At 70.5% G+C, this 25,436-nt stretch carries 25 protein-coding genes; 7 read left to right on the top strand and 18 right to left on the bottom strand.

The features are described from left to right. Positions 1 to 443 precede the first annotated feature (443 nt). On the top strand, positions 444 to 740 hold the full coding sequence (locus ABZU53_RS03035; RefSeq protein ID WP_355063537.1) for a DUF1540 domain-containing protein: 297 nt from the start codon (positions 444 to 446) through the stop codon (positions 738 to 740). A gap of 14 nt (positions 741 to 754) precedes the next feature. Here the strand turns inward: ABZU53_RS03035 and ABZU53_RS03040 are convergent, their stop codons facing one another. Continuing rightward, on the bottom strand, positions 755 to 2,761 hold the full coding sequence (locus tag ABZU53_RS03040; RefSeq protein WP_355063539.1) for a protein meaA: 2,007 nt from the start codon (positions 2,759 to 2,761) through the stop codon (positions 755 to 757). 151 nt (positions 2,762 to 2,912) lie between these two features. Between ABZU53_RS03040 and ABZU53_RS03045 the strand changes: the two genes are divergently transcribed. Together ABZU53_RS03045 and ABZU53_RS03050 are read left to right on the top strand one after the other, a co-directional pair. After that, positions 2,913 to 3,764 (top strand): ABC transporter ATP-binding protein, encoded by an 852-nt coding sequence (locus tag ABZU53_RS03045; protein WP_355063541.1) that lies wholly within the window; start codon positions 2,913 to 2,915, stop codon positions 3,762 to 3,764. After that, entirely contained in the window at positions 3,761 to 4,606 is an 846-nt protein-coding gene (locus tag ABZU53_RS03050; RefSeq protein WP_355063543.1) for an ABC transporter permease, read from the top strand. The genes ABZU53_RS03045 and ABZU53_RS03050 overlap by 4 nt, the downstream gene beginning before the upstream one ends. 40 nt (positions 4,607 to 4,646) lie before the next feature. On the opposite strand, the gene ABZU53_RS03055 is transcribed toward ABZU53_RS03050, so the two are convergent. After that, positions 4,647 to 5,495 carry a 3-hydroxyacyl-CoA dehydrogenase family protein gene (locus ABZU53_RS03055; protein ID WP_354863111.1) on the bottom strand — a complete coding sequence of 283 codons (849 nt, stop codon included), beginning with the start codon at positions 5,493 to 5,495 and terminating at the stop codon, positions 4,647 to 4,649. Positions 5,496 to 5,702: 207 nt separating this feature from the next. Between ABZU53_RS03055 and ABZU53_RS03060 the strand changes: the two genes are divergently transcribed. Beyond that, a complete protein-coding gene (locus ABZU53_RS03060) occupies positions 5,703 to 6,338 on the top strand; it encodes a hypothetical protein (RefSeq protein WP_355063545.1) in 636 nt (211 codons plus the stop codon). On the opposite strand, the gene ABZU53_RS03065 is transcribed toward ABZU53_RS03060, so the two are convergent. Continuing rightward, on the bottom strand, positions 6,329 to 7,774 hold the full coding sequence (locus ABZU53_RS03065) for a serine/threonine-protein kinase (RefSeq protein WP_355063547.1): 1,446 nt from the start codon (positions 7,772 to 7,774) through the stop codon (positions 6,329 to 6,331). The two genes, ABZU53_RS03060 and ABZU53_RS03065, sit on opposite strands and share 10 nt — an antisense overlap. 113 nt (positions 7,775 to 7,887) lie before the next feature. Between ABZU53_RS03065 and ABZU53_RS03070 the strand changes: the two genes are divergently transcribed. Continuing rightward, positions 7,888 to 8,367: an RNA polymerase sigma factor gene (locus ABZU53_RS03070; RefSeq protein WP_355063549.1), complete on the top strand. Its 480-nt coding sequence runs from the start codon at positions 7,888 to 7,890 to the stop codon at positions 8,365 to 8,367. A 57-nt stretch (positions 8,368 to 8,424) separates the two neighbouring features. Here the strand turns inward: ABZU53_RS03070 and murA are convergent, their stop codons facing one another. Further along, a complete protein-coding gene (gene murA / locus ABZU53_RS03075; protein WP_355063551.1) occupies positions 8,425 to 9,867 on the bottom strand; it encodes a UDP-N-acetylglucosamine 1-carboxyvinyltransferase in 1,443 nt (480 codons plus the stop codon). On the opposite strand from murA, the gene ABZU53_RS03080 reads away from it, so the two are divergent. Continuing rightward, complete coding sequence (locus tag ABZU53_RS03080; protein ID WP_354862458.1) at positions 9,866 to 10,438, top strand: cob(I)yrinic acid a,c-diamide adenosyltransferase; 573 nt, start codon at positions 9,866 to 9,868, stop codon at positions 10,436 to 10,438. The genes murA and ABZU53_RS03080 overlap by 2 nt on opposite strands. 357 nt (positions 10,439 to 10,795) lie before the next feature. On the opposite strand, the gene ABZU53_RS03085 is transcribed toward ABZU53_RS03080, so the two are convergent. From ABZU53_RS03085 to glyA, 13 genes are all read right to left on the bottom strand, one after another. After that, the gene (locus ABZU53_RS03085) at positions 10,796 to 11,251 is read right to left on the bottom strand and encodes a DUF2550 domain-containing protein (RefSeq protein WP_354862460.1); all 456 of its coding nucleotides are present in this window, start codon (positions 11,249 to 11,251) and stop codon (positions 10,796 to 10,798) included. A gap of 12 nt (positions 11,252 to 11,263) precedes the next feature. Continuing rightward, entirely contained in the window at positions 11,264 to 11,545 is a 282-nt protein-coding gene (locus ABZU53_RS03090) for a F0F1 ATP synthase subunit epsilon (protein WP_354862462.1), read from the bottom strand. An 89-nt stretch (positions 11,546 to 11,634) separates the two neighbouring features. Beyond that, positions 11,635 to 12,777, bottom strand: coding sequence for an LCP family protein (locus ABZU53_RS03095; protein ID WP_354862464.1), 1,143 nt, complete (start codon positions 12,775 to 12,777; stop codon positions 11,635 to 11,637). Between the two features lie 220 nt (positions 12,778 to 12,997). Then, a complete protein-coding gene (gene atpD / locus ABZU53_RS03100) occupies positions 12,998 to 14,434 on the bottom strand; it encodes a F0F1 ATP synthase subunit beta (protein WP_354862466.1) in 1,437 nt (478 codons plus the stop codon). Further along, entirely contained in the window at positions 14,434 to 15,363 is a 930-nt protein-coding gene (locus tag ABZU53_RS03105) for a F0F1 ATP synthase subunit gamma (RefSeq protein WP_354862468.1), read from the bottom strand. Before ABZU53_RS03105 ends, atpD begins: the two co-directional genes overlap by 1 nt. A gap of 4 nt (positions 15,364 to 15,367) precedes the next feature. Continuing rightward, the gene (gene atpA, locus ABZU53_RS03110) at positions 15,368 to 17,020 is read right to left on the bottom strand and encodes a F0F1 ATP synthase subunit alpha (protein WP_354862470.1); all 1,653 of its coding nucleotides are present in this window, start codon (positions 17,018 to 17,020) and stop codon (positions 15,368 to 15,370) included. A 141-nt stretch (positions 17,021 to 17,161) separates the two neighbouring features. Beyond that, complete coding sequence (locus ABZU53_RS03115; RefSeq protein WP_355063553.1) at positions 17,162 to 17,983, bottom strand: F0F1 ATP synthase subunit delta; 822 nt, start codon at positions 17,981 to 17,983, stop codon at positions 17,162 to 17,164. Further along, positions 17,983 to 18,522 carry a F0F1 ATP synthase subunit B gene (locus tag ABZU53_RS03120; protein WP_354861498.1) on the bottom strand — a complete coding sequence of 180 codons (540 nt, stop codon included), beginning with the start codon at positions 18,520 to 18,522 and terminating at the stop codon, positions 17,983 to 17,985. Before ABZU53_RS03120 ends, ABZU53_RS03115 begins: the two co-directional genes overlap by 1 nt. 27 nt (positions 18,523 to 18,549) lie before the next feature. Further along, a complete protein-coding gene (locus tag ABZU53_RS03125) occupies positions 18,550 to 18,777 on the bottom strand; it encodes an ATP synthase F0 subunit C (protein ID WP_007464523.1) in 228 nt (75 codons plus the stop codon). A gap of 63 nt (positions 18,778 to 18,840) precedes the next feature. Then, the gene (atpB, locus tag ABZU53_RS03130) at positions 18,841 to 19,638 is read right to left on the bottom strand and encodes a F0F1 ATP synthase subunit A (RefSeq protein WP_007464525.1); all 798 of its coding nucleotides are present in this window, start codon (positions 19,636 to 19,638) and stop codon (positions 18,841 to 18,843) included. An 11-nt stretch (positions 19,639 to 19,649) separates the two neighbouring features. After that, a complete protein-coding gene (locus ABZU53_RS03135; RefSeq protein ID WP_266245732.1) occupies positions 19,650 to 19,886 on the bottom strand; it encodes an AtpZ/AtpI family protein in 237 nt (78 codons plus the stop codon). Positions 19,887 to 20,079: 193 nt separating this feature from the next. Then, positions 20,080 to 20,505 carry a hypothetical protein gene (locus ABZU53_RS03140; protein ID WP_354861496.1) on the bottom strand — a complete coding sequence of 142 codons (426 nt, stop codon included), beginning with the start codon at positions 20,503 to 20,505 and terminating at the stop codon, positions 20,080 to 20,082. After that, positions 20,498 to 21,787 (bottom strand): serine hydroxymethyltransferase, encoded by a 1,290-nt coding sequence (gene glyA / locus ABZU53_RS03145; RefSeq protein WP_354861494.1) that lies wholly within the window; start codon positions 21,785 to 21,787, stop codon positions 20,498 to 20,500. Before glyA ends, ABZU53_RS03140 begins: the two co-directional genes overlap by 8 nt. A gap of 35 nt (positions 21,788 to 21,822) precedes the next feature. Here glyA and ABZU53_RS03150 point away from each other — a divergent pair, with 35 nt between their 5' ends. Continuing rightward, positions 21,823 to 23,286 carry an SDR family oxidoreductase gene (locus ABZU53_RS03150; protein ID WP_355063555.1) on the top strand — a complete coding sequence of 488 codons (1,464 nt, stop codon included), beginning with the start codon at positions 21,823 to 21,825 and terminating at the stop codon, positions 23,284 to 23,286. Between the two features lie 19 nt (positions 23,287 to 23,305). Here the strand turns inward: ABZU53_RS03150 and ABZU53_RS03155 are convergent, their stop codons facing one another. Next, positions 23,306 to 25,420, bottom strand: coding sequence for a transglycosylase domain-containing protein (locus tag ABZU53_RS03155; RefSeq protein WP_355063557.1), 2,115 nt, complete (start codon positions 25,418 to 25,420; stop codon positions 23,306 to 23,308). Between the last annotated feature and the right edge of the window lie 16 nt (positions 25,421 to 25,436).

Here is a 25,436-nt window from a genome sequence, read left to right on the forward strand (position 1 = left end):
CGGACCCGGGGGCGAGCCCACGGTCGTTCGGGGGTCTGCAACGACCCGGCCCGGCCGGCCATTCCCCCGCCGGTTGAGCGGGCGGGGCGGCTGGCCGTGGTCCTGCGATCGTCAGGGTATGTAACGACCCCCGGCCCGCCACGATTCCGCCTCACGGATGCGACCGGTCACACCCCGACGCCGCCCGGAAACGGACATCTCGCCCGGTCGACGCGATGGACACAGTCGACGGGGTGCGTCCGGGCGGTGATCGACTCGGGATCGCCGATGTCGGGGTGTCCGGGACGGGTCGATACCCCGACATCGCCGACCTCGTGTTGATCACGCCGAGACGGGTATCCGGCCCGAGCGCCGGGGCCAGCGCTGATCGTCAGGCGGACATATCGGGCCTCTGCAACCGACAAATGCCTAGAATCGCGACAAAAAGCCTAGAGGAGGTCAGCATGACCACAGCGATGGAGATGCCCCGAGTCCAGGAGTGTGTGGTCGCGGCGTGTGCGTACAACCAGGGCGGTGACTGCCACGCCTTCGCAATCACCATCGGCAGCATGGACCACGCGCACTGCCACACCTTCGTCGAGTCGCCCGTGCGGGGCGGGGTGGACGGCCTCACCGCCCAGGTGGGCGCCTGCCAGCGTTCCGACTGTCGGCACAACGAGCAGTTGGAGTGCCACGCGTCGTCGATCAAGGTCGGCCCGGACAACGACATGGCCGACTGCATGACGTACGCCGGTCGCTGACCCGCGAAGCGGGCTCAGGGCAGGTCGTTGGCCTGCCGGATGACCGTCACGAGGTCGTCGATGATGCCGGTGAGGGCGAAGTCCTTCGGGGTGAAGACCCGGGCCACCCCGGCGGCCCGCAGGGTGTCGGCGTCGCCGGCGGGGATGATGCCGCCCACCACCACCGGCAGGTCCGCCCGGCCGGCGGCACGCAGCCCGTCGAGGACGGCGGGTACGGCGGCCAGGTGCGAGCCGGACAGCACGGAGAGCCCGACCAGGTCGACGTCCTCCTCGACGGCGGCGGCCACGATCTGCCCGGCGGTCAGCCGGATGCCCTGGTAGACGACCTCGAAGCCGGCGTCGCGGGCGCGTACCGCGATCTGCTCCGCGCCGTTGGAGTGCCCGTCCAGGCCGGGCTTGCCGACCAGCAGCCGCAGCCGGCCGCTGCCCAGCTCGCGGGCGGTGGCGGTGACGCGCTCCCGCACCGCCGCGAGGCCCGGGTCGCCGCCGCTGCCGGTGGCGCCGGCCAGGCCGGTGGGTGCCCGGTACTCGCCGAAGACCTGGCGGAGCGCGCCGGCCCACTCCCCGGTGGTCACCCCGACGCGCACGCATTCCAGGGTGGCCGGCATGAGGTTGGCGGTGGTCGCGGCGTCCGCGCGGAGCCGGGCCAGCGCCGCGTCCACGGCGTCGTCGTCCCGACCGGCACGCCATTCGCGTACGGAGGCGACGGCGGCCGCCTCGACCGCGGGGTCGACCTGTTCGACGGCCTCGGCGCCGGCCGCGGTCAGCGGAGAGGGCTCGGTCTCGGCGTACCGGTTGACGCCGACCACCACGTCGGCGCCGGACTCCATCCGGCGGCGGCGTTCGGCCAGCGAGGCGACCAGCGCGCTCTTGAGGTAGCCGGTCTCCACGGCGGCGACCACGCCGCCCAGCTCCAGCACCTTGTCCAGCTCGACGCGCGCTCCGGTGACGATCTCGTCGACGAGTGCGGTCATCACGTGCGACCCGGCGAAGAGGTCGGGATATTCGAGCAGGTCCGACTCGTACGCCAGGACCTGCTGCATCCGCAGCGACCACTGCTGGTCCCAGGGGCGGGGCAGGCCGAGCGCCTCGTTCCAGGCGGGCAGTTGCACGGCGCGGGCGCGGGCGTCGCGGGACATCGTCACGCCGAGCATCTCCAGCACGATGCGCTGGATGTTGTTCTCCGGCTGCGCCTCGGTGAGGCCGAGCGAGTTGACCTGCACCCCGTAGCGGAACCGTCGCTGCCGGGCCTCGGTCACCCCGTACCGGTCCCGGGTGATCTCGTCCCAGAGCACGCCGAACACGCGCATCTTGGCGATCTCCTCGACGAAGCGCACCCCGGCGTTGACGAAGAACGAGACGCGCTGCACCACGTCACCCATCCGCTCGGCGGGCACCTGGCCGGAGTCGCGGACCGCGTCGAGGACGGCGACGGCGGTGGCCAGGGCGAAACCAACCTCCTGTACGGGCGTGGCGCCGGCTTCTTGGAGGTGGTACGAGCAGATGTTGACCGGGTTCCACCGGGGCATCTCCCGCAGCGTGTACGCCACCACGTCGGCGGTGAGCCGCAGGGAGGCCGCCGGCGGGAAGATGTACGTCCCCCGGGACAGGTACTCCTTGATGATGTCGTTCTGGGTGGTGCCGGCGCAGCGGGCCAGCTCCGCGTCCTGTTCGAGGCCGACGGTGCCGTAGAGGGCCAGCAGCCACATCGCCGGGGCGTTGATGGTCATCGAGGTGTTCATCTCGGCGAGCGGGATGCCGTCGAAGAGCGCCCGCATGTCCCCGAGGTGGGCCACCGGCACGCCGACCCGGCCGACCTCACCGGCGGCGAGTTCGTGGTCCGGGTCGTACCCCGTCTGGGTGGGCAGGTCGAAGGCGACCGACAGGCCGGTCTGCCCCTTGGCGAGGTTGCGGCGGAAGAGCGCGTTGGTGGCGGCGGCCGAGGAGTGGCCGGCGTACGTGCGCATCACCCACGGGCGGTCCCGCTCGGGCAACCGGCTCGCAGATGGGGTCTCATCCATGGCCGGAGTCTAAGTTACCGTTCAGTAAAACGGGTTGTGGAAAACCACACAGGTCCATGTCGCGGACGACCGGGTCCGAAGCGCTCGCGGTGGCGCTGACCGCCACACCCCGGGCAGCAGGGTGTGGCGGTCAGGACGCACACTGGACAGCATGGATGACGAGCTGGCCATCTCCGTCCGAGGGCTGCGCAAGGCGTACGGCGACAACGTGGCGGTGGCGGGCGTGGATCTCGACGTCCACCGCGGTGAGGTGTTCGCGTTGCTCGGCCCGAACGGCGCCGGCAAGACCACCACCGTCGAGATCCTGGAGGGCTACCGGCGCCGCGATGCCGGCGAGGTGGCCGTGCTCGGCGCGGACCCGGCCCATGCCGACGCCGGCTGGCGCTCCCGCGTCGGCATCGTGCTGCAGGGCACCGGCGAGTTCGACGAGCTGACCGTGGCCGAGGTGGTCCGGCACTTCTCCGGCTTCTATCCGGACGCCGACGACCCGGACAAGGTCATCGAGCGGGTCGGGCTGGCCGGCAAGGCGAAGGCTCGTACGCACACCCTCTCCGGGGGGCAGAAGCGCCGCCTAGATGTGGCGCTGGGCATCATCGGCCGCCCCGAACTGCTCTTTCTCGACGAGCCGACCACCGGTTTCGACCCGGAGGCCCGCCGCGAGTTCTGGGAGCTGATCCGCGACCTCGCCGCGGCCGGCACCACAATCGTGCTCACCACCCACTATCTGGACGAGGCGGAGGCGCTCGCCGACCGGGTCGGTGTGATCGCTGGCGGCCGGCTGGTCGAGGTGGCCGCCCCGAACCGGCTGGGCAACCGGCAGGAGGCTCTGGCCACGGTCTCCTGGCGTACCCCGGAAGGGACGCTGGAAAGCGCGCAGAGCGCGACGCCGACGGCCCTCGTGGCCGACCTGGCCGCGCGCTACGGCGGCGAGGTCCCCGGGCTCACCGTGACCCGGCCGACCCTGGAGGACGTCTACCTCACGATGATCGGACACTCGCGATGACGACCACGACGAGAACGGCTACCCCGCCTGCCGCGCGCTCAGGCCACCGGCCGAGCGCTGGCGCGCTCGCACTGCGGCAGGGCCGGCTGGAGATCACGCAGTTCCTGCGCAGCCGGGAGTCCGTGGTCTTCACGATGGGCTTCCCCATCATCATGATCCTGATCTTCGCGTCGATCTTCCACGGGACGATCGGCGGCGGGGTCAAGTTCACCCAGTACTTCATCACCGGCATGATCGCGACCGGCCTGATGACGGTGAGCTTCCAGAACCTCGGCATCTGGATCCCGATCGAGCGGGACCGGGGGGTGCTCAAGCGCTACCGGGGCACACCGATGCCGAAGTGGGTCTGGTTCGCCGGCAAAGTGATCATGGTGGTGGCGATCGGCATCGCCGAGACGGCGCTGCTGCTGGCGGTAGCGGTGGCGCTGTTCGACCTCGACCTGCCCGGCACCGCCGCGAAGTGGTTCACCTTCGGCTGGGTCGCGATGCTCGGGGTGACCGCGTGCACCCTGTGTGGCATCGCCATCTCGTCGCTGGCCCGCACGGCCCGCAGCGGCTCGGCGGTGGTCACCCCGGTCGCCCTGGTGCTCCAGTTCATCTCCGGGGTGTTCTTCGTCTTCACCGACCTGCCGACCTGGATGCAGCAGGTGGCGGCGCTGTTCCCGCTCAAGTGGATGTGCCAGGGGCTGCGCGCGGTCTTCCTGCCCGAGAGCTTCGGCGCCCAGGAGCCGGGTGGGTCGTTCGAGCTGGGCCGGGTGGCGCTGGTGCTCGCCCTGTGGTGCGTGATCGGCCTGGTGCTCTGCCTGACCACCTTCCGCTGGACCACCAAGCGCGACGGCTGAGCGGTCGACCGGGGCGGGCAGCCGCCCCGGTCGTCGCGACTCAGTACGTGTAGAAACCCTTGCCGGTCTTGCGGCCCAGGTCGCCGGCGGTGACCATGCGCTGGAGCAGCTCCGGCGGGAAGAACTTCTCGTCCGCCGTGTCGGTGTAGATGTTCTTCGAGGCGTGCAGCAGCACGTCCACGCCGGTCAGGTCGGTGGTGGCCAGCGGGCCCATCGCGTGCCCGAAGCCCAACCGGCAGGCGGTGTCCAGATCCTCCGCCGACACCACGCCGGACTCGACCAGCTTGACCGCCTCCACCACCAGGGCGGAGATCAGCCGCGTGGTGACGAAGCCGGCGATGTCCCGGTTGACCACCACGACCGTCTTGCCGATCTCCTCGGCGAAGGCCCGCACGGTGGCCAGCGTGTCGTCGCTGGTCTTGTAGCCGCGCACCAGCTCACAGAGCTGCATCATCGGCACCGGTGAGAAGAAGTGGGTGCCGACGACGGCCTCGGGCCGCTCGGTGACCGCGGCGATCTGGGTGACCGGAATGGCCGACGTGTTGGTGGCGAGCACCGCGTCGGACTTGCAGATCTTGTCCAGCGCACGGAACACCTCGTGCTTGATCTCCAGCCGCTCGAAGACCGCCTCGACCACGATGTCCGCGTCCGCCGCCGCCTCCAGGTCGGTGGTCGGGGTGATCCGCGCCAGCGTCGCCTCGACGTCGGACGCCTCGATCTTGCCCTTCTCGGCGAACTTCTCCAGCGACTTCCGGATGCCGCCGAGCCCCCGGGTGGTGGCCGCGTCGTCCAGGTCGCGCAGCGTCACCTGCCAGCCCGCCTGCGCCGCCACCTGGGCGATGCCGGAGCCCATCAGCCCGGCCCCGACGACCGCGAGTCGACCCGCCATCTGCTTCTCCCTCGCTGCGATTGAGTGCCTGCCTGCACCCTAGTCTGCGAGCCTGAACGATGACTAAGTGCTCCGGAGGGGCGGTGTCGGGGCGCCAGCCGCCGCGCCCGTGTGACGGATGCACGACTCGCCAGAGCGAACAAACTTCCGGTTGGGTGCATCGAACCCTATGACAACGCAACAGACGGACACAGCCAGGAGCTCATGATGCGCGCAACGTCCATGGTCGGAACCCTCACCTGCCTCCTGCTCGCAGCGGCGTGCTCGTCACCCGCACACCAGGGCGGCAACGCTGCGCCCGCAGGCTCGCCTGAGCCGACGACCAGCGCGGCCACCACCGGCACGCCCACCCCGTCCACCCCGTCCAGCCCGCCCCCGTCGTCCCCGTCGTCCGCCCGACCGCCAAGCGACCCGACCCGCGCGGCGTCGCTCGTCCTGGGCCCGGACGGCATCGGCTCGCTGAAGCTCGGCATGACCCGTCAGCAGGCCACCGGGACGGGACAGCTGCGGGCCTTCGGGAACAACGGGGGCGACTGCGCGCCGGCGCACCTGCGGGCCGCCCCGAGCGAGGACGGGGTCGTCCTCCTCTCGCCGACCCTGGGAATCGCCACCATCGACGCGTACGAGGGAATCAGGACGCCCGAGGGAGCGCGCATCGGCATGTCGAGCGCCGAGATGCTGCGGATCTACCCGACGTGGAAGGCAGCCGACGGAGACGCGACGAACGGTCGCGGCGTCGCGAAGACCCCCGGCAACAGCAAGGCCGTCTACCGCATCGGGACGAGGAACGGCAAGGTCACCCAGCTGACCCTCCAGTACGCGAACCAGAACTGCTACGAGTAGACGGACCCGAAACGGCCGGCCTGCGGCGCCAGCGCGCTGGACAACCGCAGGCCGGCCAGGATCTCGTCGGTCAGGTCCTCGTCACCGACCTGCTTGATCTGCAGGTAGACGCCACAGCCGCGCTGCGGCACGGCCAACACCACCTCGCTGAACGACACCGAAGCGCCACACGATGTCCACCGTCGTACCAACGCCCTGTCGCCCCCCACGTTCACGGTCCGGTCGGGCTGCCGGACGCAGGAGGGGTGGCCGGGTAACGCCGGTTCCGGGTCGCCGGCGAGCAGGGCCCTGCTCGCGCCGACGAACACACCGGCCATCCCACTCGCCGGGTCCGGCCAGACGGCGAGGTTCGGGGCGACCACGAGACCCGGCGCCTGGCCAGCGGGAAGGCGCAGTACCGAAGGGTCCCAGCCGGCGTCCTTCACCTGGCCGGCCCAGCTCGCCGGCACCGCCACCGAAAGGGCACCGGAGGCGTCGTCCACGCGAACCCACCCGGACCGTGCCGGCAGCGTGGAACTGGAACCAGTCATCGCCAGCAGCGCGGTCAGTGCGACCCCGACGCCGACGACCCGCCCCACCTGCCGCACGAACCGGCCACGGCCCGCGTCCCGCTCCAACGACGCGATGACCCGGTGCAGCTCCTCGCGCATCACGGCAGCGGACGCCCAGCGTTGCCGCGGGTCGGGATGCAGCGCGCGGCGCACCAGGTCGTCCACTTCGGAGGGAATTCCGGGCCGAAGCTCGGATGGCCGGAGCAGGGTGCGCCCGGCCCGGCCCGAACGGCTACCGGTCGACCGTGCCGGCTCGGGCGGGCGGCCGGTCACCATGTGGTAGGTCGTCGCGCCGATCGCGTACACGTCGGCGCGGATGTCCAGACCACCACCGGCGGTGGCCTGCTCGGGTGGCATGTAGCCGGGTGTGCCAGCCGCGATGGTGAAGCCGGACGCGTTGGCGAGCGCCTTGGCCAGACCGAGGTCGGCGACGAGCACCCGATCCCGGTCCGCAGCCGGCTGGAACAACACATTGGACGGCTTGAGATCCCGGTGCAGCACGCCGGCCTCGTGCAGCACCGTGACGGCGCTGGCGATGTCGGCCGCGATGAGCAGGGCCTCCCGTACCGGCAGCGGCCCCGAGACGAGCCGATCGGCGAGGGTGCCACCAGCCGCGTACGGCATCACCAGGTACGGCCGTCCGTCCGGCAGCTCACCGACGTCGAGCACACGCACGAGCAGACTGGAATCCGTCCGCCGCATGATCCGCGCTTCCTGCTCGAACCGCTCCCGCAGATCAGCGTGGTACGACCAGTTGTCCGCCAGCACCTTGATCGCTACGGAAGCGTCCAGAGCATCGTCGGCGCCGAGCCACACGGTGGCGAACGCTCCGGAACCGATACGCCGTACAACGCGGTATCGACCGATCTTGCCGGGTACTGACACGCCCGTATTATGGCCGACAAGACGCTGAGGAACGGGGCCTGAGCTTGTCAGACGATCTTGCTATCGAGGATCTCGCCGGTCGTGCCGCAAGGGGCGACGCCGCCGCACTGGACATGTTGCTGGTCAGGATCGGCCCGCAGGTCATGCGGCAGTGCCTGCGCCTCCTTCCCTGCCGGCAGGATGCCGAAGAGGCGTGCCAGGATGCCCTCCTGCAGGTCGCCCGCAAGATCGACAGCTTCGCGGGCCGGTCGAAGTTCTCCACCTGGCTGCACATCGTCACGGCCAACTGCGCCCGGCAGACGTACCGCAGCCTCAAGCGCCGGGCCGACGAGCAGTCCACGCCACAGCTCCCGCTCGACGCCGCCGACCCGCGCACCACAAGCGTGATCGCGGGTTCCCGACTCGACCTGCTGGACGCGCTGGAACGACTGGAGGCGCACCGACCCGAACTGGTCGCCCCGCTGGTGCTGCGTGACCTGTGCCAGTTGACCTACGACCAGATCGCCGACCATCTCGCCATTCCGGTCGGCACCCTGAAGTCACGTATCCACGACGCACGACGGCACGTGCGTGCCTCGCTGCAGGCCACCTGACACCGCGCGACCCACAGCGTTCGCGGGTGCCGACCCGGTGGGACGCCGGCCAGGGCGTCAGATCTCCAGCGACGGCTCGTCCGGCGCGGTGCCCCGCTCCACCGCCACACCGAGCGCGCGCAGGTCGGCCACGAAATCCGGGTACCCCCGGTCGACGTGGTGCACGTGGGAGACCTCCGTGGGCCCGTCCGCGCAGAGGCCGGCGATGATCAGCCCGGCGCCGGCGCGGATGTCGGTGGCCCGTACCGGCGCTCCGGACAGCCGCTCCCGCCCCCGGACCACCGCGTGGTGCCCGTCGGTCTTGATGTCCGCGCCGAGCCGCATCATCTCGTTGGCGAACATGAACCGGCCGTCGAAGATGTTCTCCGTGATCAGGGAGGCGCCGTCGCTGACCGCGGCCAGCCCGATCGCCATGGGCAGCAGGTCGGTGGCGAAGCCGGGGTACGGCAGCGTCACCACGTCCACCGCGCGGGGCCGGTCGTCCATGCGTACCCGGAAGCCGTCACCGTGCGTCTCGACCAGGCCGCCGGCCGCGACGACCTTGTCCAGCGCGACCTCCAGGTAGGCCGGGTCCAGCCCGGTCACCGTCACGTCGCCGCGCGTCATCGCGGCGCCGAAGGCCCAGGTGCCGGCGACGATCCGGTCCCCCACTGTGGCGTGCCGCACCGGACGCAGGCCGGCCACGCCGGTGATCCGCAGGGTGGATGTGCCGGCGCCGGAGATCCGCGCGCCCATCTGGTTGAGCATCGTGCAGATGTCGACGATCTCCGGCTCCCGGGCCGCGTTGTCGATCGTCGTGGTGCCCTGGGCCAGGACCGCCGCCATCACCAGGTTCTCGGTCGCGCCCACGCTGGGGAAGTCCAGCACGATGTCCGCGCCGCGCAGCCCGTGCGGGGCCTCGGCGATCACGAAGCCGTGCTCGCCGGAGATCTCCGCGCCCATCCGGGTCAGCCCGGAGATGTGCATGTCCAGGCCGCGCGAGCCGATCGCGTCGCCGCCGGGGTGGGCCACCCGCACGTACCCCCGACGGGCCAGCAGGGGGCCCAGCACGCAGATCGACGCGCGCAGCCGTCGGACCAGGTCGTAGTCGGCCTCCGCGCCGGGTTGCGCGGGTACGTCGATGGTCACCGAGCGGGACCGGGCGACCCCGCCGCGGGCCACCATGGGGTCAACGGGGTCGTCCGGGTCGAACTGGACGTCGCAGCCCAGCCGCCGCAGCACCTCCCCCATGATCGCGATGTCGGTGATCCGGGGAACATTGGTGATCACACTGCGGCCGGGGGCGAGCAGCGCGGCGGCCATCAACTTCAGCGCCGAGTTCTTGGCGCCGACGACGTGCACGGTGCCCGCCAGCCGGGCGGCACCGCAGACCCGGATGACGTCGACGTCGTTGACCGCCGGATCGCCGGCGTCGCCGGGACCCACCACCGCGGGCCAGCCGGCTGTCGCGTCCGGCCGTGCGGGGATCGTCAGGTCCGGTATCCGTAGGCTGTGCGTCATGGCCGTCCACCTCACGCGCATCTACACCAAGGCCGGCGACGCCGGCATGACCAGGCTGAGCAACAACGAGCAGGTCCCGAAGACCGATCCACGCATCGCCGCGTACGCGGATGTCGACGAGTGCAACGCGGCGATCGGTGTCGCGCTCGCTCTCGGCCAGCTCGACGAGGAACTGCGGGGCGTGCTGGCGTCGGTGCAGAACGACCTGTTCGACGTCGGCGCCGACCTGTCCACCCCGGTCGAGCCGGAGCCGAAGTACCCGCCGCTGCGGGTGACCGAGGAGTACGTCGAGCGCCTGGAGGGCTGGTGCGACGAGTACAACGCACGCCTGAGCAAGCTCGACTCCTTCATCCTCCCCGGCGGCACCGCGGGCGCGGCGCTGCTGCACGTGGCGCGGACCATCGCCCGGCGTGCCGAGCGGGCGGCGTGGGCGCTGGTCAGCCACGATCCGGACCGGACCAGCCCGCTCCCGGCAAAGTATCTCAACCGGCTCTCCGATCTGCTCTTTATCCTGTCAAGAACGGCAAATCCGGCGGGAGATGTGCTATGGGTGCCCGGCGGCAAGCGCTGAGGTCGGGCGCTGCGCGCGACGTCGAGGTGTGACTTCCCAATCTGATCGCCACCACGCCTCGCCGAGCCGACTCCTCAGCCCGGCCGCCCGACCAGCGCCTTGATCAACTCCGCTTCCTTGAAGTCGGGGTGTCCCGGCCACCAGGACACCCCCGACATCAGGAAAGTCGAGCCGATCAACCCGCGAGGCAGGACCCGTCTGCATCGGTAACGGCAGCTGACAGAAGCCCGCGCCAAAACGACGGACAGTGCCCGACGAAGGGTTTCCGGGGGAGCCCGCCCGGCGCAGGGATCAAGCCTGACCGCCCGGAGCCGGGCGGGCTCCCCCGGAAACCCCAAGGGCGACCACGGACGAGCCTCAGGCAGCCGGCCAGTCCTGGGAGGCCATACGCGGCGAGACCGCCCCCGGAGGGGCGGCCTCGAGCCAGGAGAGGAAACCGGTCACGGTCGACCGCGCCATGGCGATCTCCACCGGTGCGTGGTGACTCGTACAGCGGAGGATCACCCAGTCGGCTGGCATGGAGAGCCGTTCCTGCCCTTCGGGCAATCGGCGGCGCTCGACCGCGAGATCCTTGCGGGAGAGGACCCGCTTGGGACGGAGCGCGAAGCTGAACATTCGATACCAGCGCAGCTCGTCACCGGCGAACCGACCGAAGCCGGGTGACCAGCCACGCCCGTCGAGCACGGTGGTGACCCGGACGCTGAGCCGGATGATGCCACCGCTGCAGGTCACGACGGCCCGCCGGACGAAGAGCACGAGAAGCGCGACGAGGATGACGGCGACGCCGATCCCGATGCCTTCGACGATCTCCATCCGCGGGGTGACTCAGCGGCTCTGCGCGGAAACCGGGGTCGCGCTCTCGGCCAGCACGGTGACGCCCTCGGCGCTCACCGAGAGGAAGCCACCGGCCACGTCGTAGGAGACCTGCTGACCCCCGGCCAGCTTGATGCGGACCTGGCCGGGCTCGGCGAGCTGGCCGAGCAGCGGCGCGTGCCCCGGCAGGACACCGAGCTCACCCTCGGTGGTCCGGGCGACGACCATCTCGGCCTCACCGGACCAGACCTTCTCCTCGACGGCGACGAGCTCGACGTGAAGCTGCTGTGCCACGCTGTCTCCTTGCTGCGGCGACGGATTGCCGAAAGTCTAGTCGTGACGCCGAGCCACCCCCAACGCGGGTGGGGAGAGCTGCGCCACGCCTACTTCGTCTTGTTCTGGAATTCGGGGTGCTCGAGCAGGAACGGGTCCAGTTGTTCATTGTGCAGGGCGGTGAAGAAGTCCGGGACGCCTGCCTGGAACTGCTCACCCTTGTAGGTCTTGCCCTCGAAGACCGGACCGCCGGGGAGCTTGATCATCTGGATGGTGTTCGGGCGGATGTTCTTCAGGGCCAGCCCGAAGTCGACCACGCTGTTGCCCCGACCGTTGAAGATCAGCGACTGACCGGCGGCGCGAAGCACCTTGTCGAGCTTGATCGGGTTGGCGACCACGTCGGCGCTGAACGCCTGGCCGACCATCGCCTTGACGAACTGCTGCTGGTGGCGCTGCCGGCCGTAGTCGGCGTCCGGCACACCGTTCTTCGGGTAGCGCTGCCGGACGTAGTCCAGCGCCTGCCACCCGCTGAGGTGGTGGTTGCCCTTCTTGTAGATCGCCTGCGGGCCGACGTAGCCCTCGCCGCGCGTGTTGCCGGGCCGGGGCTTGCCGTCCGGCTGCTTGTGCTCGGACTTCACGTCCCGCTCGACGTACATGTCGACGCCGCCCATCGCGTCGACGATCTTCTGGAAGCCGGTGAAGTTGATGATCGCCCCGGCGTCGAACCGCTTGATGCCGGTCACGTTCTGCACGGTGGTGGCCAGCAACTCGAAGCCGCGCGCCGCGTCGGGGTTGCCGTCGGGCACCCGGCTGCCGAACGACATCGCCGCGTTGATCTTCGTCGTCTCGCCGGAGAAGTTGGCCTTCTTGAACGCCGGGATGTCGACGTAGAGGTCACGCGGCAGCGAGAAGAGGTAGGCCCGGTCCATCGACGCGGGCACGTGCAGCACCATGATCGAGTCGGCCAGCGGCGCCGCCGTCGGCGTACGCGGGTCGATGCCGACCAGCAGGAGGTTGAGCGGGCCCTTGATCTCGCTCTTCTTCTCCTTGGCGCCGGCCGCCTGGTCACCGAAGAGGTCGGCCTTGCCGACGGCGCCCTCGTAGCGGGCCATCAGCACCTCGGTGCCGACCAGCACCCCGCCGCTGAGCATGGTCAGCACCAGGCCGAACACGGTGCACACCTTGGCCCAGCGCGGCACGCCCCGCCAGATGGACGACTTGCGGCCACTCTTGCCGGCCTTACCCACGCGCATCTCCGTTCGTTACGCCCACGAAGAGGAGACGGGCGCACGTCGTCGAAAGGTTGCAGAAGTCAGCGCTCGTTCAGGTGAACGCGCGGACCGACCGTATCTCGCGCGCCGCCGGAGCGACGACCACGAGTAACGGACCGCGACGATGGTAAGGCGTCAAGATGAACAAAAGACTGCCCCGACATTGCCGGGGCAGTCTTTTGCGGTACGGATGAGCGGGCTGTCAGCCCTTCATCAGCTCCTCAGCCTTGCGCTCCAGGTCCTCGAGACCGCCGCACATGAAGAACGCCTGCTCGGGGAAGTGGTCGTACTCACCCTCGCTGATCTTGCGGAACGCCTCGATGGTCTCCTTGATCGGGACCGTCGAGCCCGGCACGCCGGTGAACTGCTCCGCCGCGTAGGTGTTCTGCGAGAGGAAGCGCTCGATCCGCCGCGCGCGCTGCACGGTGATCTTGTCTTCCTCGGAGAGCTCCTCGATACCGAGGATGGCGATGATGTCCTGCAGGTCGCGGTAGCGCTGCAGGATCCGCTTCACCTCGGTGGCGACCTGGAAGTGCTCCTGGCCGACGAACTCCGGGGCGAGGATCCGGGACGAGGACGCCAGCGGGTCCACGGCCGGGTAGATGCCCTTGTCGGAGATCGACCGCTCCAGGTTGGTGGTCGCGTCCAGGTGGGCGAACGTGGTGGCCGGAGCGGGGTCGGTGTAGTCGTCCGCCGGCACGTAGATCGCCTGCATGGAGGTGATGGCCTGGCCCCGGACGGAGGTGATCCGCTCCTGGAGCTCGCCCATCTCGTCGGCCAGGGTCGGCTGGTAACCCACGGCGCTCGGCATGCGGCCGAGCAGCGTGGAGACCTCGGAACCGGCCTGCGTGAAGCGGAAGATGTTGTCGATGAAGAGCAGCACCTCCTGCTTCTTCACGTCCCGGAAGTACTCCGCCATGGTCAGCGCGGAGAGCGCCACCCGCAGCCGGGTGCCCGGCGGCTCGTCCATCTGGCCGTAGACCAGCGCGGTCTTGTCGATGACGCCGGACTCGGTCATCTCGGCGATGAGGTCGTTGCCCTCACGGGTGCGCTCACCCACGCCGGCGAACACCGAGGTACCACCGAAGTTGCGGGCGACACGGGTGATCATCTCCTGGATGAGCACCGTCTTGCCCACACCCGCGCCGCCGAACAGGCCGATCTTGCCGCCCTTGACGTACGGGGCGAGCAGGTCGATGACCTTGATGCCGGTCTCCAGCATCTCGGTCTTCGGCTCCAGGTCGGCGAAGGCCGGGGCCTTGCGGTGGATGCCCCACCGGTCGTCGGCCTGGATCGTCTCACCCTCGGTGAGGTTGAGGCACTCGCCGATCGCGTTGAAGACGTGGCCCTTGACGGCGTCGCCCACCGGAACGGTGATCGGCTCGCCGCGGTCGGTCACCTCCGCGCCGCGGACCAGGCCGTCGGTCGGCTGCATCGAGATCGCGCGGACCAGGTTGTCACCCAGGTGCTGGGCGACCTCCAGGGTCAGCGTCTTCTCACCGCCGGACAGGTTCACGTTGACGTTGAGCGCGTTGAACAGGGCCGGCATGGCGTCGCGCGGGAACTCGGCGTCGACGACCGGGCCGATGACCCGGACCACGCGACCCGTGGCCGTCTTGGTCTCTACTGGGGCAGTCATCACACTTCACTTCCCGACGCGGCCAGCGCGTTCGCGCCGCCGACGATCTCGCTGATCTCCTGGGTGATCCCGGCCTGGCGGGCCGAGTTCATCTCACGCGTGTACTTGTCGATCATGTCTTCGGCGTTGTCGGTAGCGCTCTTCATCGCCCGCCGACGCGACGCCGACTCACTCGCCGCCGACTCGATCAACGCCGCGTAGATCCGCGTGTTGATGTACCTCGGCAGGAGCGCGTCGAGCAGCGCCTCCGCCTCCGGCTCGAACTCGTACGCCGGCAGCAGCCCCTCGGAGCGCGGCCGGTCCTCCACCTGCATCGGACCGATCACCTTGGTGACCGGGGTCTGCGTCATCAGCGAGTGGAACTCCGTGTAGACGATGTGCAGCTCGTCGACGCCGAGCACCCCGTCCGCTCCGGAACCGCCGTCGACGTCGTCCGCACCGGCGGTGAACGCCTTGATCAGCGTCTCACCCACGGTACGGGCGTCCTCGAACGACGGCTGCTCGCTGAACCCCGTCCAGTTCGCCTCGATCGGCCGGTCGCGGAACCGGTAGAACCCGACACCCTTACGCCCGATGACGTAGAGCACCGGCTCCTTGCCGTCCGCCTTCAACCGTGCGATCAGCGACTCGGCCATCCTGATCGCGTTGGAGCTGTAACCGCCGGCCAGGCCACGGTCACTGGTGACCAGCAGGACGCCCGCCCGCCGCACCCGCTCGCGCGGGGTGAGCAGCGGGTGGTCGATCCGCGCGTTGGACGCCAGCGCCGTGAGCACACTGGTGATGGCCTGGGCGTACGGCAGGGACGCCTGCACCCGGGCCTGGGCCTTGGCGATCCGGCTCGTCGCCACGAGCTCCATCGCCTTGGTGATCTTCTTCATCGACTTCGCCGAGCGGATCCGTTGACGAAGAACGCGTACCTGGGCCGCCATCGGATCAGCTCTCGGCCGGGCGGTCGGTCGTGCCGTCGCGGAAGCGGGTGACCGTCTCGCGGTTCTCGTCACCCTCCAGCGGCGCGGCCGGCGCGTCGTTGACCTTGCGCTCGTCCTCCTTGCCGAGGAAGACCTGCTTGAACTCGGTGATCGCCGCGTCCAGGGAGCTGACGATGTCGTCGCCCCACTGGTTGTCGGCGATACCGGCCAGCACGCCCTCGTGCTTGTGCCGCAGGTACTGGAGGAACTCGGCCTCGAAGCGCCGGATCTCACCCACCGGGATGTCGTCCAGCTTGCCCTCGACGCCGGCCCAGACCGAGACGACCTCGTCCTGCACCGGGTACGGCGAGTAGTTCGGCTGCTTGAGCAGCTCGACCAGCCGGACACCACGGTCGAGCTGGGCCCGGGAGGCCCGGTCCAGGTCGGAGGCGAAGGCGGCGAACGCCTCCAGCTCGCGGTACTGGGCCAGGTTGAGCCGCAGCGAACCGGCGACCTTGCGCATCGGCTTCACCTGCGCGGCGCCACCGACCCGGGAGACCGAGGTGCCGACGTTGATCGCCGGACGGACGCCCTGGTTGAACAGGTCGGTCTCCAGGAAGATCTGGCCGTCGGTGATCGAGATGACGTTGGTCGGGATGAAGGCCGAGATGTCGTTGGCCTTCGTCTCGATGATCGGCAGGCCGGTCATCGAGCCGCCACCCAGCTCGTCGGAGAGCTTCGCGCAGCGCTCCAGCAGGCGCGAGTGCAGGTAGAAGACGTCACCCGGGTACGCCTCACGGCCCGGCGGGCGACGCAGCAGCAGCGACACGGCCCGGTACGCCTCGGCCTGCTTGCTCAGGTCGTCGAAGACGATCAGGACGTGCTTGCCGCCGTACATCCAGTGCTGCCCGATGGATGAGCCGGTGTACGGGGCCAGGTACTTGAAGCCGGCCGGGTCGGAGGCCGGCGAGGCGACGATGGTCGTGTACTCCATCGCGCCCGCCTCCTCCAGCTGCCCCTTGATCGAGGCGATCGTGGAGGCCTTCTGGCCGATGGCGACGTAGATGCAGCGGACCTGCTTCTTCGGGTCGCCGGTGCGCCAGTTGTCCCGCTGGTTGAGGATGGCGTCCAGGGCGACCGTGGTCTTGCCGGTCTTGCGGTCACCGATGATCAGCTGACGCTGACCCCGACCGATCGGGGTCATCGCGTCGATGGCCTTGATGCCGGTCTGCAGCGGCTCGAACACCGACTGGCGGGCCATCACGTTCGGAGCCTGCAGCTCCAGCTCGCGGAAGCCCTCGTTGGCGATGTCACCGAGCCCGTCGATGGGCTGGCCGAGCGCGTCGACCACACGGCCGAGGAAGGCGTCGCCGACCGGAACGGAGAGAACCCGCTCGGTGCGCTTGACGCGCTGCCCCTCCTCCAACTTGGCGGAGTCACCGAGAACGACGACACCGATTTCCCGGACGTCGAGGTTCAACGCCACGCCGAGCGTGCCGTCCTCGAACTCCAGGAGCTCGTTGGTCATGGTCGAGGGCAGGCCCTCGACGTGGGCGATACCGTCACCGGTGTCGGCGACGGTGCCGACCTCCTCGCGGGAGACGTCGGACGAGTAGGAAGAGACGTAGCGCTCCAGGGCGCCGCGGATCTCCTCCGTCGAGATGGTCAGCTCGGCCATCCTCTGCTTCCTTAAAATTCAGGGGCCCGGGATACCTAGTACCAACCGGTCCGAATGGCGTCTGTCAATCCGGGCGCTGAGCGGCGAAGCCACCCCAACGCTGGGCGGCGGAGCCGCTCAGCCGCTGGGCGGCGAAGCCGATCAGCGCTTCGCGAGCGCGTTGCGGGTCTCGTTGAGGCGGCGCAGGATCGTGCCGTCGTACAGGTCGGAGCCGACCCGCACGCTCACGCCACCCAGGACGTGGGGGTCCACCGTCTGCTTGACGGAGACCTCTCGACCGTATATCGCGGCGAGGCTCGCACCCAGTCGGCGCTCGTCGGAGTCACTCAAGGGGGCGGCGACGGTCACGTAGGCCACCTGCCGGTCCCGCCGCTCGGCGGCGAGCTCCACCAGCCGGGTGAGCGCCCCGATGAAGGAGCGTCCGCCGAACCCGCTCAGCGCCACCTCGACGAGGCGGACGGTGACCGGGTGGGCCTTGTCGGCGAGCAGCTCACGGGCCAGGGTGGCCCGCCGCTCGACCGGGGCGGCCGGGTCGGCCAACGCGTTGTTCAGCGCCGACTGACCCGTCACGACCTGACCGAAGCGGAACAGCTCGTCCTCGACCTCGCCCAGCTCGCCGGCGGAGTCGGCGCTGGCCAGCAGCGCCTCCACCCCCAGGCGCTCGGCGCCGTCGAGCAGCTCCGACGGTGCCGACCAACGGCCGGACACCAGCACCACGAGCAGGTCGAGCGCGTCCGCGCCGATCCGCCCACCCAGCATGTCGCCGAGCAGAGCGCCGCGGTCCGTGCCGGAACGAGCCGGCTCGGACAGCGCGCGGCGCAGCCGCGGCTCACGCCGCAGCAGGGTCGCCACGGAGAGGATGGCGTCGGCGGTGGAGGCCACCGCCGACGGCTCCGCGCCGCGGACGTACGCGTCGAGGCGCTCGGCCGCGACCTTGTACGACTCCCGGCTGGCGGCCTGCATCAGCGGGCCCCCGTGCTCTCGAGGCCGCTCAGGAACCGGTCGACGGTGCCCTTGCGTCGCGCCTCGTCGGCCAGCGACTCACCGACGATCTTGCTGGCCAGGTCCACCGCGATGGTGCCGACCTCCGCGCGCAGCTCGCGCACGATGGTGGCCCGCTCGGCGGCGAGTGCGTCCTTGCCCGCCTGGATGACCCGGTCGGACTCTTCCCGCGCCTTGGCGAGGATGTCCTGCCGGATCCCCTCGGCGTCGGCCCGCGCGTCGTCACGGATCTTCGCGGCGTCGGTGCGGGCCTCAGCGAGCTGGGCCCGGTACTGCTCGAGCAGCTGGTTCGCCTCGGCCTGGGCGGCCTCGGCGCGCTTGATGCCGCCCTCGATCGCGTCGACCCGAGCCTGGAACGTCTGCTCCATCCGCGGGAAGACGAACTTCATCAGCACGAAGCAGAGCACGGCGAAGGCGATCGTGCCGACCACGATCTCCTGCCCGATCGGAATGATCGGGTTGTGGCTGGACTCACCACCCTCAGCGGCAAGGTTGAACATGGTGACCTCCCGGTCGAGGGGCGGGTACTACTTGGCCCAGATGAAGCCGAAGGCGATGCCGAACAGCGCGAGCGCCTCGATGACGGCGAAGCCGATCCAGACGTACGGCAGGGTCATCCGGGACGACTCCGGCTGCCGGGCGGTCGACTGGATGTAGGCGGCGAAGACCAGGCCGACGCCGATGCCCGGGCCGATGGCCGCGAGACCGTAGCCGATGGCGGCGGTGCTGCCATTTACCGCGGCGAGAACGTCCATTAGTGGTTCCTCCTGGTTATCACGCGTGACTCTCACGCGGGACGACAACGGTTGGTGCGTGGATCAGTGCTCTTCGGCGAGCGCGCCCTGGATGTAGCTGGCGCTCAGCACCGTGAAGACGTAGGCCTGCAGGACGATGACCAGTGCCTCGAGCAGGGTCAGCGCCACGGTCATCACCCAGGAGACCACCGAGACCGGTGCCAGCCAGGCGTTGGCGTTGAGCATCGCGAAGCCGCCGAGCGTGAAGACCAGCAGGAGCATGTGGCCGGCGAACATGTTCGCGAAGAGACGGACGGCCAGCGAGAACGGCCGGATGATGAAGGTCGAGAACGCCTCGATCGGAATCAGCAGCGGCAGGATGTACCAGGGTGCCGGCGGAATCAGGGCGTGCTTGAAGTATTTGCCGAACCCGTGGTGCCGGATGCCGATGTAGTTGAACAGCACGTAGCTGATCACCGCGAGGATCGCCGGGAAGGCGATGTGCGAGTTCGGTGAGATCTGGAACAACGGGATGATCGCGAACGCGTTCGTCACCAGCACGAAGCAGAACAGCGTGGTGAAGTACGGAGCGAACCGCACACCCTGGTGACCGATCATGTCGACCGAGATGTTGTTGCGCACGAAGCCGTAGATCGACTCGGCGAACCACTGCTTCTTGGTCGGGACCAGCTTCGGGTTCCGGTAGGTAGCCAGGAAGAAGATGATCAGCACACCGACCGCGATCCAGATCATCAAGGTGAACTTGGTGACCCAGTACGAGTCGTGTGCACCCCAGGGCAGGATGCTGGGCAGGTAGAAGTCCTCCACACTGGGTGGGAATTCCGCCTGGCCCGCTGCCAGGACGTTCGCCTGTCCGAACACCGCGTCCCTTCCTAAGTAGGCGTGCCGAGTCGGCGGATGACCAGGATGACTCCCCCGGCCATGCCGAGCACGAAGCCGATCCCGGTGGCGACGCCACCGGTGTCGAGCCACTGGTCGACCAGCCAGCCGATGAAACCCCACACGAGCATGCCTCCGACGAGGTAGCTGAGCGCGGTCCAACCCTGACCGGCGCCGGACGGATAGTCGTCCGGTTCACCGGCGGGGCGGGGGGTTTGGTCATCAGCCATGACGGGGCGAACGATATCAGCCGGGAAGACGAGGCTGTGCCTCACCCCCCGCACAACCATCGTTGTGTGGGCATCTCGTGGGCGCCGTCGTCTGTGGGCACGCTACTCCCCTTCCGCCCGTCGGAAAATGACCGGAGGCCGACACATTGCGGCGCGTCCGCTAGTTGGGACGGCGGGCCGGCCGATCGCCGGGTCAGTCCCGTGGCCGGCGGGCGTACACCCTGGTCAGCCACCAGAGGTGCACCGCTGTCCACACTGCCACCCCGGCGACGATGCCGAGGCAAAGAGGAATCAACCCGGGCCAGCCGGTTGCGGCCACCGCCACCAGCACGACACCCAACAGGGTGAACTTCAGCACGTACAGACCCACGCCGAGCGGCAGCAGCAACTGCGGGTTGACCTGGTCGGCCCGGGCCAGCACCACCGTGGTCAGCGTGTAGCTGAGCACCGTGACGCCCACCCCGACCGCCGCGCCGAACGCCGCCGTCGCGCCGCCGGTCACCGCACCGACGACAGCCGCGACCACGGCCAGCGCCAGCGACGCGCCCAGCAGCACCGGCAGGTGCCGCAACCGCCACCGCCGGTCGGCGGCGGGCTCGAGCACCCCGGGCTCAGCCACGGGGGTACGCCGGGAAGGCCGCGGCCAGCTCGGCCACCTCGGCGCCGAGCCGGGTCAGCGCGTCGGCGCCACCCGGTGCGCCCGGGTCCGTGCGCACCGCGCGGGCGATCAGGGCAGCCACCTGCCGCAGCTCACCCTCGCGCATCCCCTGGGTGGTGACGCTCGGCGTGCCCACCCGGATGCCGGAGGCCACCAGCGGCGGCTGCGGGTCGTACGGGATGGCGTTCTTGTTGAGCGTGATCGCGGCGGCGTCGCACCGGGCCTCGGCCTCCGCGCCGGTCACCCCCAGCTCCCGCAGGTCGATCAGGGCCAGGTGGGTGTCGGTGCCGCCGGACACCGGGCGCATCCCCTCGTCGGCCAGCCCGGCCGCGAGGGCCTGGGCGTTGCTGACCACCTGGCGGGCGTACGTCTGGAACTCGGGCTGGGCGGCCTCGCGCAGCGCGACCGCCTTGGCCGCCACCGCGTGCATGAGCGGGCCGCCCTGGGTGAACGGGAAGACCGCCTTGTCGATCCGCTGGGCCAGCGACTCGCGGCAGAGGATCATGCCGCCGCGCGGGCCGCGGAGCACCTTGTGGGTGGTCGCGCAGACGACGTCGGCGTACGGCACCGGGGACGGAATGGCCCGGCCGGCGACCAGGCCGATGAAGTGCGCGGCGTCGACCATCAGGTACGCGCCGACCTCGTCTGCGATCTCCCGGAACCGGGCGAAGTCGATCAGCCGGGGGTACGCGGTCGCGCCACAGATGATCAGCTTGGGCCGGTGCGCCCGGGCCAGGTCGCGTACCTCGTCGTAGTCGATCAGCTCGGTGTCCGGGCGGACCGGGTAACCGACCGGGTGGAACCACTTGCCGGAGAAGTTCACCCGGCTGCCGTGGGTGAGGTGCCCGCCGTGCGGCAGGTCCATCGCCAGCACCGTGTCCCCCGGCTGCACCAGCGCGGCGTACGCGGCCAGGTTGGCGCTCGCCCCCGAGTGCGGCTGGAGGTTGGCGTGCTCGGCCCCGAACAGCTCCTTGGCGCGGGCGATGCCGATCTCCTCGGCCCGGTCCACCTCGGCGCAGCCGCCGTAGTAGCGCCGGCCCGGGTAGCCCTCGGCGTACTTGTTGGTCAGCGTCGAGCCGAGCGCGGCCAGCACCGCCGGCGAGGTCAGGTTCTCGCTGGCGATGAGCTGCAGGCCACCGCGCAACCGGTCCAGCTCGCCGAGGACCACCCCGGCGATCTCCGGATCAGTGGCCCTGAGCTGCGCGAAATCCGGCCCCCAGAAGGTGCTCGTCTCGGTCTCCACAGCGAACGAGTCTAGGGGGCCGCAGACTGGGAGTCGTGAGATGCCTCGTCACCGGAGCCACCGGATACATCGGCGGGCGGCTGACACCGCTGCTGCTCGCCGACGGGCACACCGTGCGCTGCCTCGCCCGCAAGGCGGTGCGGCTGCGCGACGTGCCCTGGGCCGCGGCGGCCGAGATCGTCGAGGGCGACCTGAGCCGCCCGGAGACGCTGCCCGCCGCGTTCGCCGACGTCGACGTCGCGTACTTCCTGGTGCACTCGCTGGGCCGAGCGGACTTCGAGGCCGCCGACCGGGAGGCGGCGACCAACTTCGCGACTGCCGCCCGCGCGGCCGGCGTACGCCGGATCGTGTATCTGGGCGGCCCGGAGCCGGCGGCCGACGCCGAGGTCCCCTCCCCGCACCTGCGGTCCCGGGCCGAGGTGGGTCGGATCCTGCTGGCCAGCGGGGTGCCCACGGCGGTGCTCCGCGCCGCGGTGATCATCGGGTCCGGCTCGGCGTCGTTCGAGATGCTGCGCTACCTGACCGAGCGGCTGCCCGCCATGGTCACCCCCCGGTGGGTCCGCAACCGGATCCAGCCGATCGCGGTCCGCGACGTGCTGCGCTACCTGGCCGGCTGCACCACGCTGCCGCCCGAGGTCAGTCGCGGCTTCGACATCGGCGGGCCGGACGTGCTCACCTTCCGCGACATGATGCAGCGCTACGCCCGGGTGGCCGGCCTGCGCCGGCGGATCATCGTGCCGGTCCGCCCGCTCACCCCGTCGCTGTCCTCGCACTGGGTCGGGCTGATCACCCCGGTGCCGAACACGATCGCCCGCCCACTGGTGGAGAGCCTGATCCACGAGGCCGTGGCACACGAACACGACATCGCCCGGTACGTGCCCGACCCACCGGACGGCCTCACCGGCTTCGCCGACGCGGTGGCGTTGGCGCTGGCCAAGGTGCGCGACGCCCAGGTGGAGACCCGCTGGTCCACCGCGAGCGGTCCGGACGCGCCGGCCGAGCCGCTGCCCACCGACCCGGACTGGTCCGGTGGCACCGCGTACACCGACGTCCGGGAGCGCACGGTGGACGCGTCACCGGCGGCGCTCTGGCGGGTCATCGAGGGCGTCGGCGGCGAGCACGGCTGGTACTCGTTCCCCCTCGCCTGGTCGGTACGCGGCTGGCTGGACCGGCTGGTCGGCGGGGTGGGGCTGCGGCGGGGCCGGCGTGACCCGCACCGCCTCCAGGTCGGCGAGGCGCTGGACTTCTGGCGGGTGGAGGAGATCGTCCCGGGCGAGCTGCTGCGGCTGCGCGCGGAGATGCGACTGCCCGGCCGCGCCTGGCTGGAGATGCGGGCGCTGCCGGTCGACAACGGACGCAGCCGCTACCAGCAGCGCGCGGTCTTCCTGCCCCGCGGGCTGGCCGGACACGCCTACTGGGGGTCGGTGGCCCCGTTCCACGCCGTGGTCTTCGGCGGCATGGCCCGCAACATCGCCCGCAACGCCGAACAGGCCTCCTGACCACCCCGCCTCGGACGGGTCAGTTGCCGGTGCGGGCCCCGGTGACCTGGAACGCGGCGCGCTCGCTGGGCGGGACGAAGTCGCGTACCGGCTGGTCGCGGAGGGCGGCGCCGAGCACCTCCCCCACCGCGGTCGCCATCCGGGCCTGCACCGCCTGACCGACCGCGTCCCGCGGGTCGTCGGGGTTGGCCGCCATCGAGGCGACCGCCAACTGCGGGGTGAAGGCCACCACCGTCTCCGTCTCGTACCGCTCGGAGCTGCCGGTCTTGCCGGCCACCGGGCGGCCCAGCTGGGAACGCAGGTCGGGCGCGGTGGCGCCGTCGCACCGCCCGTACATCGACTGGTCGCCCACGGGGCAGCGGGCCGCGTCCGCCGCCGCCCGCGCCACGTCGGTGTCGAGCACCTGTCGACAGTCCGGCTTGGCGGCGTCCACCGGCCGGCCGGCCGAGTCGCTGATCGAGACCACCGGCAGCGGCGCGCACCAGGTCCCCTCGGCCGCCACCGTGGCGTACGCCGTCGCCAGGTCCAGCGGGGTCGTCGCGGCCACGCCCAGGGTGAACGGGCCCCAGTCCTTCGCGCCGTAGCGGGCCAGCCGCTCGTCGGAGTCGGCCCGCAGCACGATGCCCAGCCGCTCGGCCATCTCCACCACCCGGTCGGCGCCGACCCGCTCGGTCAGCCACGCGAAGTACGTGTTCACCGACCGGCCGAACGCGGTCCACATGGTGCGGGGGCCGTTCATCGACGAGGGACTGGCGTTCGACGGGCACCAGCGGCCGTCGCAGCTTCCCGCCCCCGTCACCGGGAACCGGGTGAGCAGTTGGGTCGGCGCCGTGAACTCGGTCGACAGCGGCAGGCCGGACTCCAGCGCGGCCAGCATGGCGAAGAGCTTGAACGTCGAGCCGCCCTGGTAGCCCTCGATGGCCCCGCCGCCGGCGACGAGCTGGTTGACCGTGTTCGGATGGTTCTTCTGCCCGACCGGGTTGGCCGCGACGCTGTAGGTGCGGTTCACCGACATCGCCAGCACCCGGCCGGTGCCGGGCTGCACCACGGCGGTGGGCACCGCCCGCGCGTCGGTCAGGCGGTAGATCTTCAGCACCTGCTCGGTGGTGGCCCGCTGCACCGCCGGGTCCAGCGACGAGACGATGGAGAAGCCGCCCCGGCGCAACGTGCGTCGCCGCTCGTCGGCACTCGACCCGAACGCCGACTGGCTGCTCCACCAGCGGGTGAACCAGTCGCAGAAGAAGCCCCAGTCGTTGTGCCCGTCGGGCACCCCCGTGCAGTCGTTCGGCGTCTCGCTGGGTCGCAGTTGCAACGGCTCGGCCTGCGCCGCCGCCGCCGCGTCGGCCGGCACCTGACCGGTCTCGACCAGCCGCTCGAGCACGTACGTCCGTCGGCCCAGGGCGCTGTCGGCGTCCCCGTTGATCGGGTCGTCGCTGTCCGGCGAGCGGACCAGCCCGGCCAGCAGCGCGGCCTGGGCCAGGGTCAACTCGGCCGGCGAGCGGGAGAAGTAGCGCTTGCTGGCCGCCCCGATCCCGTACGCCCCGGCCCCGAAGTAGGCGATGTTGAGATAGCGGGTGAGGATGTCCTCCTTGCTCAGCTCCCGCTCCAGCGCCAGCGCGTACCGCATCTCCTGGAGCTTGCGGGCGGTGGTGACCTCGGTGGCCGCCTGGCGCTGCCGCTCGGTCAGCCGGGGGTCGCTGCTGAGCACGTTGCGGACGTACTGCATGGTCAGGGTGGAGGCGCCCTGCCGGGTCCTGCCGTCACGCTTGTTCACCGTGAAGGCGCGCACCACACCGCGCAGGTCCACCCCGCTGTGCTGGTAGAACCGGACGTCCTCGGCGGCCACGATGGCCTGCCGCATCACCGGGGCGACCTCACGCAGCGGAACGTCCACCCGGTCCTCCTGGTAGAAGGACGTGATCAGGGTGGTGCCGTCGTTGGCGTAGAGGTTGGAGCGCTGGGCGGTGGGCGGCGTGCGCAGCGTGCTGGGCAGCTCCGAGTAGGGCGTGGACAGGGCGCTGAAGCCAATTCCGAAGACCAGGGCCGCGGGTAGGGCGGCTCCGGCCAGCACCAGTCCGGCCAGCACGCCGGCGATCACCACGGTCAGCAGTTTGTCGAGTCGGGCCCGGATCATCAGCTCTCCCCGCAGG

Source organism: Micromonospora sp. NPDC005194, assembly GCF_040608335.1.
Taxonomy (GTDB): domain Bacteria; phylum Actinomycetota; class Actinomycetes; order Mycobacteriales; family Micromonosporaceae; genus Micromonospora.